Below are 11777 nucleotides of genomic sequence, written 5' to 3' on the forward strand. Positions count from 1 at the left end.
AATTCTATAAAAATTATACTCTTTTCAATCTTGTATGACAAGAAAGAGGGGAAGGGGATCCAGGGAATGGTAAAATGAATAGGAAGTAAGAAATGTTGATATGAAGGGCTTTTTCACCTCAATAGATGCCGTTTTTCAGCTTAAAAGAAGGGGTATAGTTTTATGCTATAACCAGATCAAGAAATCATCAAAGCAGCCCTTTTCTTCTGAAATGAAACAAGCGAGAAAGATACTCGCAAGTCCCTATTTTCAAGGACTTGCGTTTTTTTAGTGCCTTTCTTAATAAAGAAATTTTAAGGCCTTGATAGGGAAAATATATTAGTCAGCTACTTTTCGAGGTGATATCATGGTTACAAATTCCAGAAGGAAAGCAGTCAATCTTTCTGTTGGAGAAATATTGAGGAGGATGTACAGTATGAGTAAAAAAGAATTGGTGCTTCGTGCCATTCGAGGCGAAGCAGTAGAGCGAATCCCTGTAGGATTTTGGCTCCATTATGTGACTCAAGAAGAAAAAGAATTGGGGCTAGACAATCCAGCCGTACTTGAAAAGAGTATCAAAGGACACCAACACTATGTTGAAAAAATATCCCCTGATTTTGTCAAGATTATGAGCGATGGCTTCTTCCGCTATCCGAGTGCTCTTTATTCGAGAGAGATCACATCGATCCAAGAATTAAAGGACATTCAACCAATTGGAGAGCATCATCCTTGGATTGAAAAACAGATTGAAGTGGTCAAGGAGATTCGTTCCCATTTCCATGAAGAGATTGCTTCTTTCTACAATATCTTCTCGCCCATTTCTTATTTGAAACGCTGGTTCCGTACGGATCAATCCCGTGGAGACCAAGTGATTGCAGACTTTATCAAGGAAGATCCAGAAACTTTGGCCCATGTCCTTGATGTCATCGCAGGAGATATCGCCATTCTTAGTCGCCGCTTGATCCAAGAAGCAGGAGTGGAAGGCATTTACTTCTCCACCCAGCAGGTCCAAGATGAGCGCGTGACAGAGGAAGAATACCGCAAGATCATTGAACCTAGTAACATCGCTGTACTAGAAGCTGTCAATGAAACGGGGGGCATCAATATCCTTCATATCTGTGGCTTTGAAGGGGCTAGCAATGAAGTGGAACTCTTCAAGGATTATCCAGCTCAAGTCATTAACTGGGCGACCCATCATGAAGGCCTGAGCCTAGCAGCAGGTCGCAAGCTCTTTGGGGATCGTGCTGTCCTAGGTGGCTTTGTCAATGGCAAGAAAGGCTTGCTCTACCAAGGGGAACGAGCAGCTATCGAGCAAGAAACCCGTCGCTTGGTCGCAGAAGCGGGAAGTCGTGGTTTGATCCTTGGAGCAGACTGTACCGTACCAGATGATTTCCAATTGGAACGCTTAGATTGGGTACGTCAAGCAGCTGTATTGTAAGAAGAAAGGAGAGGGAGATGAAAAAGATCAATGTATGGTGTATCCTGGTAACCGTTTTGTTTTTGCTTTTAGGGCTTAGTAAAGCTGCTCTTGCAAGTAGTCAGGGGAAAGCCAAAAAAGATCCAGATATGGCAAGACTGGAGAAAATTCCAGCCCATAGTCTCTCCCTCCTTCGCCCGTCTGATCTAGCAGGAATCCTTCTTCTCGAAGATCAGTGATAAAAAAAGATGAAGAGCTTGATAAAAAATATATATTAGTCAAAGAATAATTGAAGTGTTAAGATAACAAACAAGAAAAGAATAGAACGAGGTCAGAACATGTCAGCAAAAAGAGAATTAGTGTTAAAAGCTTTTAAGGGAGAAGCGGTTGATCGTGTGCCAGTTGGATTTTGGCATCATTTTACAACAGAAGAAGAATGGTTGAAAGGATTTTCCAATCCTGAAATCATTGAAAAAAATCTGAAGGGCCATCAAAACTTCCTTCACAAGGTCAAACCAGACTTTGTCAAACTCATGAGTGATGGTTACTTTGCTTATCCAAATCCAGCCATTCACAAAGGCCTTGAAAATATCTCTGACTTAGTAGGGATTGAACCACTTGGAGCAGATCATCCATGGATCACAGAGCAGGTAGAGCTTGTAAAAAAAATCCGTGCCGGTTTTGAAGAGGACATTGTGGCTATCTACAATATCTTTGCTCCAGTAACTTACTTTAAATGGTTGGTCGGAGAAGTTTCAGGAGGAGATGACTTAATCGCAAACTTCATCGATCAAGATGCTGCAACCCTTAAAAAAGTATTGGATACGATTGGTCAAGATATTGCAAGTCTGAGCCAACGAATCATCAAAGAAGCAGGAGCAGACGGGATCTACCTCAGTGTTCAAAGTATCCAAGATGCACGTGTCAGTCAGGAAGTTTATAAACAAGTCATTGCACCGAGTGAACTCCATGTCTTAGAGACAGCTAAGGAAGCCGGTGGCGTAAACATTCTTCATATCTGTGGCTACGAAGGAGCTCGCAATGATATCCACCTCTTCACAGACTACCCAGCTCAAGTCATTAACTGGGCAGTTGGACCAGAAGGGATCAGCCTAGCAGAAGGACGCGAAATCTTCGGTGGACGCACGGTTCTTGGTGGTTTTGAAAATGGTAAAAATGGTCTTCTCTACACAGGAGACAAGGCTGCGATCCAAGCAGAAACCAAACGTATCATCGCAGAAACCGGAACGACAGGTTTGGTCATCGGTGCCGATTGTACCATTCCAAGTGACATTGATGAAGAACGAATCGAATGGGTTCGTGAAGCTGCAGCAGAATAAGGAAAATAGAAAGAGGGAGAACAAAGTATGAGTAAAAAAACATGGATTATTGGTGGAGTGGCCGTTCTTGCCCTTGCAGGTGCAACCATTCTTGGACGGAGCTTGAACCATGCAAACGACAGCAAAGGCTCAACGGGATCGAACAAGGTAACAACCTTGAAAGTAGCCCACACGCAAAACTATGTACCTTACGATTTCGTCGATGAAAAAGGAGAATCAGATGGTTATGAAGTAGCCGTTCTCAAAGCCATTGACGAAAAACTTCCAGACTACAAGTTTGAGTACACTGGAACAAGTGATGACGACCTTTTGATCGGTCTAGAATCTGGTAAGTATGATATCGGAACCAAAGGAGCTTGGTATACCGAAGAACGCGCCAAGAAATTTATCATTCCAAAAGAACCAATCGGAGCAAGTATCATCGGATTTACCGTACGAAAAGAAGATGCGGATAAATACAAGAATATCGATGACTTTGCGAAAGAAAAAGGAAAATTGGTTCCAATTTCACCACAAAATGCGCAATGGAATGTTATTAAAGAATACAATGAAAAGCATAAGGACCAACAAATCGAATTAACAGCTGCCGAATCTTTCAAAGTCGCAGATGCTTATGCTTGGGTGCTTGAAGGACGTTACGATGCCTTCTTTGACATCAAACTTTCCTTTGAAAAAGCTGTCACAGATAAAGATGGTTCTTACCACCAATATGCAGACAAACTTAGCTGGTTTGCCTACAAAGGAATTCCAACTTATCCATTGATCCATAAGGATAAGAAAAACGAAAAATTTGCAGAAGCTTACAGCAAGGCTATCAAAGAATTAGAAAAAGATGGCACACTTGCTAAATTGTCGAAAAAATATTTCGGTGAAGATGTCTTCAGTTATGTAGATAAAGAGAAATAAGATGGAACTGGGTGCGTATTGCCCCAGCTTCCTTATTTCTATCCGGATACAGAAAGGAAAAGAAACATGGTCTCATACGACATTTCCAAGGTCTGGTCATTTCTTCCAACCTTGGTCCAAGCTCTACCAGCGACCCTAGCTTTGATGGTGTTAACGACGCTTCTCGGTTCTGCATTTGGCTTGGTTTTGACTTGGGCACAAGTATCAGAAGAGAAGGTAGGAGCAGGTCTGGCAAAAGGCTATGTCTTTACTTTGCGTTGTACCCCTCCGATTGTCTTGCTCTTCTTGGTCTTTTATGGGCTCCCCCAATTTTTGAACTGGTGGTTGGGTATTGACATTGATCACTGGTCCAAGTTTGTCTTTGTTCTTGTGGCCATGTTTCTTCTCTTTGCAGCTATGATCTCTGAGGTCTTCAAAGCCGCTTATTTGGCCATTCCAAAAGGGCAGATGGAAGCAGGCTTGAGTATTGGCTTGACGCCAGCTCAAACCATTTGGCGGATTGTCTTTCCCCAAGCCTTTCGCGTGGCTCTTCCAAATATGACGACTGCCATCTTGAACCTCATGCGCGACGCCGCTTTGGCCTATACTATTGGCTTTATCGATATCATGGGAGCAGGAAATAACTTGATCAGCCGCAATCTTGGGAATTATTCCCTCGAGACTTATACAGCCGTAGCAGTGATTTACTGGGGCATTGCCCTTGTGATCTCCTTCTCAGCTCAACTCCTTGAGAAACGACTCAGCGTAACAGAAAGGTAGCTTATGGATTTCAATTTTATTAGTAAAACATTTCTAGCCACCTTGGGTGGTGTTCCAGTGACCCTTCTGATCATGGTCGTATCCATCCTCTTGAGTTTTTTTCCAGCCCTCTTTTTAGCGCTCGGTCAGATCTACAAGGTCAAAGGGGTTCGCAGTTTCTCAGTGGTTTACTTAGCCTTTATTCGCGCGACTCCTCCGATTCTCTTGATTCTCTTCTTTTATAGTCTCTTTCCCAGCCTCTTAAATAGCTTTTTTAAGAGTATTGGCAGTCACTTTAATGTCTTTGAGATCAATCCCATTTACTATGCCTTTATCATCTTTAGCTTGATGACAACAGGAAGTCTGGCTGAAATTTTACGGTCAGCTATTCTGACGGTGGATAAGGGCCAGCTTGAAGCAGCGCAAGCCATCGGTTTGACCAATCGCCAAGCCTATATCCGCATTGTTTTTCCACAAGCCCTGCGTTCAGCCCTTCCAAATTTGTGTAACCTGGTCATCAACTTGGTCAAAGGAACTTCCCTTGTCTTTGTCATGACGATCAAGGATATCACCGCCATTGCCAAGGTCGAAGCCTCTTATGGTTATCAATATTTTGAATCCTATCTCGTGATTTTTATTCTTTATATTGTCATTTGTGGGGTGATTCAGTGGGGATTCAATCTCTTAGAAAAACGCCTGACACTCGCTTAGAAGAAGGAGAAATGAGAAGATGTTAGAAGTAGAACACGTATCGAAAAAATTTAAGGACCACCAAGTCTTAGTAGATGTTAATCTCAAGGTCAACCAAGGGGACGTTGTCGTCATTTTGGGCCCATCTGGATCAGGAAAAACAACCTTCCTTCGCTGCCTCAATCACTTAGAAAAGGCAGATACCGGCCACTTAACCCTAGGTGGTAAAGAATATGACCTCTCAAAACTCAGCAAAAAGGAAATTTTAGAAATTCGCCAAAAGACAGCCTTTGTCTTCCAGCATTACAATCTCTTCGCTAACAAAACAGCTCTTGAAAATATCTTAGAAGGCCTGATTGTAGCCCGCAAGATTCCAAAAGAAGAAGCTCTTCAACGGGCAGAATCCGCCCTTGAAAAGGTCGGTCTCCTTGCTTACAAGGATTACTATCCTTCTCAATTGTCAGGGGGTCAGCAGCAACGGATCGGAATCGCACGTGCCATTGCAGTGAAACCAGACGTGATCTTGCTGGACGAGCCGACTTCAGCGCTAGACCCAGAGTTGGTCGGGGATGTACTAGCTGTTATGAAGCAATTGGCCCAAGAAGGAGTGACCATGGTTGTCGTAACCCATGAGATGGGCTTTGCGCGTGATGTGGCCAACCACGTCATCTTTATGGATGGCGGACACATCATCGAAGAAAACGAACCCCATGAATTCTTCAACAGTCCAAAAGAAGAACGAACCAAACAATTCCTTTCACGGATTTTATCTGATGCTACTTATAGCGTCGAATACATGATTTAACAAGAGACACACCCTGGGAAGGGTGTAGCAAATTAAAGACAAAGTCATCTTAGAAACTTTCTTTAGGTGAGTACGGACGTCAGCGAACTTCGAAGAAGTTCCATGACTTAGTTTTGAGCCTGAGGTCTCAAAACTCCCGAGTGCTAGAAACAACAGTGTTTCTAGCACTTTTCTCACGGCAGAAAGTTTCAGTGTATGTTTGAATAAGCTTAACGAGCTCAGTGTTTATTATTTTATTTTTTTCAGCATCACTTAGGTTGCTGGATATAATACAGTTTGTCTACATTCTAACCTCCAGTTTTTTTAGCTTGGAAATTTTTTAAAAAAATTATGTAAAAAGTGTTGACAAAAAAATCATCCTGTTTTATAATAATTTATGTAAACAAAAAGAGGTCGGAAAATCTCAAGAGTTTACAGGATCAATAGTGGAAAGGAGATGGTGAGATGCTATTTCCAGAATTAAGACAACTAATTGATAAAAGGGAAAATAGAAACTGTTAGCCTGTAGGGCTATTATTAAATAAATGAAGTAAAATTATGTAAACAATCGAACAGCAGCCAATTGGTCTGCTAATTTTCAAGAATGAATTAAAATTATGTAAAATAGAGGTATACAATATGAATAACAACTTTAACAATATGGATGATCTTTTCAATCAACTAATGGGAAACATGGGTGGTTTTCGTTCTGAAAGCCGTCGCTACATGATCAATGGTCGTGAAGTAACACCTGAAGAATTCGCTATTTACCGTCAAACGGGTCAACTTCCAAATGAAGGAAGTGAGCAAGCGCAACACCATCAAGGTAAAGGAATGAAACAAGATGGGATCCTTGCAAAACTTGGTCGCAACTTGACCGAAGAAGCACGTGAAGGAAAATTGGATCCGGTTATCGGACGCAATAAAGAAATTCAAGAAACGGCTGAAATCTTGTCTCGTCGTACTAAGAACAACCCTGTCCTTGTAGGGGATGCGGGTGTTGGTAAGACAGCTGTTGTAGAAGGTTTGGCACAAGCTATTGTGAACGGGGATGTTCCAGCAGCCATCAAGAACAAAGAAATCATCTCCATCGATATTTCTGGTCTAGAAGCTGGTACGCAATACCGTGGTAGCTTTGAAGAAAATATCCAAAATCTGATCCAAGAAGTCAAAGCCATGGGAAATATCATTCTCTTCTTTGATGAAATTCATCAAATCCTTGGTGCAGGTAGCACAGGTGATGGTCAAGGATCTAAAGGACTTGCGGATATCATCAAACCTGCTCTTTCACGTGGGGAATTGACAGTCATTGGGGCAACTACTCAAGATGAATACCGTAACACCATCTTGAAGAATGCGGCTCTTGCTCGTCGTTTCAACGAAGTGAAAGTCAATGCTCCATCAGCTGAAGATACTTTCAAGATTCTTCAAGGAATCCGTGATCTTTATGAAAAACACCACAATGTCATCTTGCCAGATGAAGTTTTGAAAGCAGCGGTTGATTATTCGATCCAATACATTCCACAACGTAGCTTGCCTGATAAGGCCATTGACTTGGTCGATGTAACAGCTGCTCACTTGGCAGCCCAACATCCAGTAACGGATGTTCATGCTGTGGAACATGAAATTGAAGAAGAAAAAACCAAACAAGAAGAAGCTGCGGCGAAAGAAGATTACGAAGCAGCTTTGAAAGCAAAAGTTCGTATCGAAGAACTTGAAAAGCAAATTGCTAACCATACGGAAGATCATAAAGTAACAGCAACAATTAACGATGTGGCTGAATCTGTAGAACGGATGACGGGTATTCCAGTTTCTCAAATGGGTGCAACTGATATCGAACGTTTGAAAGATATGGGTCACCGTTTGCAAACTAAGGTTATCGGTCAAGATAAAGCCGTTGAAGCAGTAGCACGTGCTATCCGTCGGAACCGTGCAGGATTTGACGAAGGGAACCGCCCAATCGGAAGCTTCCTCTTTGTAGGACCTACTGGTGTCGGTAAGACGGAATTGGCTAAACAATTGGCTCTTGATATGTTCGGAACCAAAGATGCCATCATCCGTTTGGACATGTCAGAATACAGTGACCGTACAGCCGTTTCTAAATTGATTGGTACAACAGCTGGTTATGTTGGTTATGATGACAATAGCAATACCTTGACAGAACGTGTTCGCCGTAACCCATACTCAATCGTCCTTCTCGACGAAATTGAAAAGGCGGATCCTCAAGTGATCACCCTTCTCCTTCAAGTCTTGGATGATGGTCGTTTGACAGACGGTCAAGGGAATACGGTTAACTTCAAGAATACCGTAATTATCGCTACTTCAAATGCTGGCTTTGGCTACGAAGCTAACTTGACAGAAGATGCGGATAAACCAGAACTCATGGATCGTTTGAAACCTTACTTCCGTCCAGAATTCTTGAACCGTTTCAACGCTGTCATTGAATTCTCACACTTGAGCAAGGAAGACCTTTCTAAGATTGTGGATTTGATGTTGATTGATGTCAATAAGACCCTTTCTAAGAAAGAAATCGACTTGGCAGTGAGCGATGCAGCCAAAGAATATATGACTGAAGAAGGTTACGATGAAGTCATGGGTGTTCGTCCACTCCGTCGGGTAGTTGAACAACAAATCCGTGACAAAGTGACAGACTTCCACTTGGATAACCTTGATGCTAAACATCTCGAAGCCGACATGGAAGAAGGTGTACTTGTGATCAGAGAAAAAGACACAAAGAAGGAAGAAAACACTGATAAACAAGCAGACTAAAGCGAATTAGTTTGTGAAAAATAGGGGCTGCTATAATATAGCGGTCTTTATTTTTTCTTCCCACCCAGGGGAAATAATTCGCCGTATAAGGCGAAAATTCCTTTGTTTGGGCTAAAAAAACATCAATAATTAGTGAAAATTATGAAATTTGAGCAAAATTATTAATAAATAAAGAAAATAAGTATATAATCTATACAAGAAAAAAATATGAGGAATGGAAGTAAGATGAGCAATACAATTGATATCTACTCAACTCCCGAATATAGAAAGGTAGAAGCCGTTGTTCAACTGATGGTTGATGGTCGCTTGACGAGCTATCGTGTCGCAACTGAAACAAACATCAGCAAAATGAGCCTAGCGACTTTGACCAAGGGAACGAGTAAAATCAAAAATATTACCTATCAAACGGCTTTGGCCTTGATTGATTGGTATGATGAGAATCATGAAAAGTATGGCATTACGATTGACTAGTCTGTGGCCCACTTTTCGTGGTTTTTTCTTTTTCAGCGAAATGAAATTTCCTGCTGGGACGGGGGTCTGATTTTGCTTGAAAAGGATGGAGAAACTTGAAAAGATAGGTGAAATTTGATATAGTATAGCATATATGAAAATTAAAGGAGAAACATATGCAAGGCGCAAGTTTTCTAATTATGCTTGTTCTTATGGTCGGTTTAATGTACTTCACCAGCCGTAGCCAAAAGAAACAGTACCAAAAACGGATGGAAAGTTTGAACAAACTTCAAAAAGGAAATGAAGTTATCACGATTGGTGGCTTGTACGGAACCATCGATGAAGTCGATACAGATCGCAAGACCGTTGTCTTGGATGTTGATGGTGTCTACCTAACCTTTGAATTGGGTGCCATCAAAACAGTTCTTCCTGTATCAGAAGGCATCTCAGCTACTGCTACTGAAGGTGCTAGCTCAGAAGTCGATTCAGCTATCGAAGAATAATCATCAATGAAGAGGCGAAGGCCTCTTTTTTAGTGGGGAAAGTGGTAGAGGGGTCAAGGGAAGCCCTGCTCGTTCAAAATAGAGGCCAGTGTCCCTATTTTATGGGGATTTATGGTATAATGAAGCGATAAATATTGAAATAGGTAGAAAAACATGTTTCGTTTTAAGAAGAAAGAAAAAATCGAGATCCCTTTAGAAGTCCCGAAACATATTGGCATTATTATGGATGGCAATGGTCGTTGGGCGAAAAAGCGGATGCAACCGCGCGTCTTTGGTCATAAGGCAGGGATGGAAGCTCTCCAAGAAGTGACGATTGCAGCAAAAAATATGGGAGTTCAGGTCTTGACGGTCTATGCCTTTTCGACGGAAAACTGGACACGACCTGAAGATGAAGTCAAGTTTATCATGCATTTGCCAGTTGAGTTTTATGACCGCTTCGTCCCCGAGTTGCATCGTAACAATGTCAAGATTCAAATGATCGGTGATACCAAGAAATTACCAAAAGAAACACTAGAGGCTTTGGAACGAGCAGAAGAGATGACCCAGCTCAATACCGGCCTGATTCTGAATTTCGCGCTCAACTATGGGGGACGTGCAGAGATCACTCAAGCTGTGAAGCAGATCGCGCAAGCGGTCTTGGATGCGAAGGTTATCCCCGAAGATGTCACAGAAGAGATGATCGCAGATTACCTCTATACAGAAAGTTTGCCTCAAGATTTAAGGGATCCGGATCTAATTATCCGTACTAGCGGAGAGATCCGTTTGAGCAATTTTCTTCCTTGGCAGGCGGCCTATAGTGAGTTGTATTTCACAGATGTGATGTGGCCGGATTTTGGTGAAGAAGCACTACGAAGTGCCATAGTAGAATATAGCCATCGCCACCGGAGATTTGGCGGTGTTTAGGAGAAGATGATGACGAAAGATTTACAAAAACGTGTGATTTTTGGAGGAATTGCCCTACTCTTTTTCATTCCAACAGTGATGGTTGGAGGGGTGTTCTTCCAGATTGTAATTGGCTTGATCGCCATGCTTGGTGTTCATGAATTGCTCAAGATGAAGGGGCTTGAGACAGCGACTTTTGAAGGAGCGCTAGCCATGTTAGCGGCCTTTGTTTTAACCTTACCGATCGAAAACTACCTCCCTTACCTTCCAGCAGACGGTAATATGATTGCCTATGGCTTGGTTGTCTTGATTCTCATGGGAACAACTGTTCTTGCTCAGAATTACAATTATGAGGATGTAGTTTACCCCATCGCATCTAGCTTTTATGTTGGACTTGGTTTCCATTCATTAGTGGATGCGCGAATTGCTGGTATTGATAAGGTCTTATTGGCACTCTTTATTGTCTGGGCGACAGATTCAGGTGCCTATTTAGTAGGAAGTCGCTTTGGGAAACGTAAGCTCATGCCTGCGGTTTCTCCTAATAAAACGATTGAAGGAAGTCTTGGGGGAATCTTGTCTGCAGTTGCGGTAACTGTGATCTATATGATCGTGGATCGCTCGGTGGCAGGTGGACATGGTTTTCTAGCTATGATCTTCTTTACCATCCTCTTTAGTATTGCAGGTCAGTTTGGAGACCTGGTAGAGAGTGCAATCAAACGCCACTTTGGTGTCAAGGATTCTGGGAAATTTATTCCAGGACATGGTGGTGTTCTAGACCGTTTTGATAGTTTGATTTTTGTCTTTCCCTTGATGCATTTCTTGGGCTTGTTCTAAGACAGAAGAGATAGAAAGGAAACCACGTATAGAACGATGCAGTTTATTGCCTTTATAGTTATTTTTGGAGTGATCGTTCTCGTTCACGAGTTTGGTCATTTCTATTTTGCAAAAAAATCGGGCATCCTAGTGCGAGAATTCTCGATCGGGATGGGACCAAAAATCTTTGCCCATATTGGTCAGGATGGGACAGCTTATACCATTCGGATCCTGCCTTTAGGTGGCTATGTGCGTATGGCTGGCTGGGGTGAGGATACCACGGAAATTAAAACTGGAACGCCTGTCAGCTTGACGCTAAATGAGGCTGGTAAGGTCGTCCGGATCAATCTTTCAGGAAAGAATCTGGATCAGACAGCCCTTCCCATGAATGTCACCCAGTTTGACTTTGAAGACAAACTGGAAATTACAGGCTTGGTTCTCGATGAGACAAAGACCTATAGTGTCGATCATGATGCGACTATTGTTGAGGAAGATGGGACAGAAGT

13 protein-coding genes are annotated in these 11777 nt (G+C 42.2%); all 13 read left to right on the forward strand.

All coding sequences use genetic code 11. The features are described from left to right. Window positions 1-415 precede the first annotated feature (415 nt). Window positions 416-1417, forward strand: a complete 1002-nt coding sequence (locus tag AB5Y61_RS02615) for a uroporphyrinogen decarboxylase family protein (protein WP_439145106.1) — start codon at window positions 416-418, stop codon at window positions 1415-1417. Window positions 1418-1434: 17 nt separating this feature from the next. Then, on the forward strand, window positions 1435-1635 hold the full coding sequence (locus tag AB5Y61_RS02620; protein WP_003009954.1) for a hypothetical protein: 201 nt from the start codon (window positions 1435-1437) through the stop codon (window positions 1633-1635). A gap of 99 nt (window positions 1636-1734) precedes the next feature. Continuing rightward, window positions 1735-2736 (forward strand): uroporphyrinogen decarboxylase family protein, encoded by a 1002-nt coding sequence (locus AB5Y61_RS02625; protein WP_368403042.1) that lies wholly within the window; start codon window positions 1735-1737, stop codon window positions 2734-2736. 27 nt (window positions 2737-2763) lie between these two features. Next, on the forward strand, window positions 2764-3642 hold the full coding sequence (locus tag AB5Y61_RS02630) for a transporter substrate-binding domain-containing protein (RefSeq protein WP_368403043.1): 879 nt from the start codon (window positions 2764-2766) through the stop codon (window positions 3640-3642). A gap of 66 nt (window positions 3643-3708) precedes the next feature. Further along, window positions 3709-4401 (forward strand): amino acid ABC transporter permease, encoded by a 693-nt coding sequence (locus AB5Y61_RS02635; protein WP_368403045.1) that lies wholly within the window; start codon window positions 3709-3711, stop codon window positions 4399-4401. A 3-nt stretch (window positions 4402-4404) separates the two neighbouring features. Next, window positions 4405-5091 (forward strand): amino acid ABC transporter permease, encoded by a 687-nt coding sequence (locus AB5Y61_RS02640; RefSeq protein WP_003004305.1) that lies wholly within the window; start codon window positions 4405-4407, stop codon window positions 5089-5091. 19 nt (window positions 5092-5110) lie between these two features. Continuing rightward, a complete protein-coding gene (locus tag AB5Y61_RS02645) occupies window positions 5111-5875 on the forward strand; it encodes an amino acid ABC transporter ATP-binding protein (protein ID WP_368403047.1) in 765 nt (254 codons plus the stop codon). 618 nt (window positions 5876-6493) lie between these two features. Next, entirely contained in the window at window positions 6494-8623 is a 2130-nt protein-coding gene (locus AB5Y61_RS02650; protein ID WP_368403049.1) for an AAA family ATPase, read from the forward strand. Between the two features lie 225 nt (window positions 8624-8848). Then, window positions 8849-9094 (forward strand): hypothetical protein, encoded by a 246-nt coding sequence (locus AB5Y61_RS02655; RefSeq protein WP_003009969.1) that lies wholly within the window; start codon window positions 8849-8851, stop codon window positions 9092-9094. 155 nt (window positions 9095-9249) lie between these two features. Beyond that, window positions 9250-9576, forward strand: coding sequence for a preprotein translocase subunit YajC (yajC, locus tag AB5Y61_RS02660; protein ID WP_368403050.1), 327 nt, complete (start codon window positions 9250-9252; stop codon window positions 9574-9576). A gap of 153 nt (window positions 9577-9729) precedes the next feature. Further along, window positions 9730-10479, forward strand: a complete 750-nt coding sequence (locus AB5Y61_RS02665) for an isoprenyl transferase (RefSeq protein ID WP_368403052.1) — start codon at window positions 9730-9732, stop codon at window positions 10477-10479. A 9-nt stretch (window positions 10480-10488) separates the two neighbouring features. Beyond that, on the forward strand, window positions 10489-11292 hold the full coding sequence (locus AB5Y61_RS02670) for a phosphatidate cytidylyltransferase (protein ID WP_368403053.1): 804 nt from the start codon (window positions 10489-10491) through the stop codon (window positions 11290-11292). 36 nt (window positions 11293-11328) lie between these two features. Continuing rightward, the coding region (locus AB5Y61_RS02675; protein ID WP_368403055.1) for a site-2 protease family protein at window positions 11329-11777 on the forward strand (449 nt) is incomplete at its 3' end.

The organism is Streptococcus parasanguinis (assembly GCF_040908565.1).
In the GTDB taxonomy this organism is placed as follows: domain Bacteria; phylum Bacillota; class Bacilli; order Lactobacillales; family Streptococcaceae; genus Streptococcus; species Streptococcus parasanguinis_AC.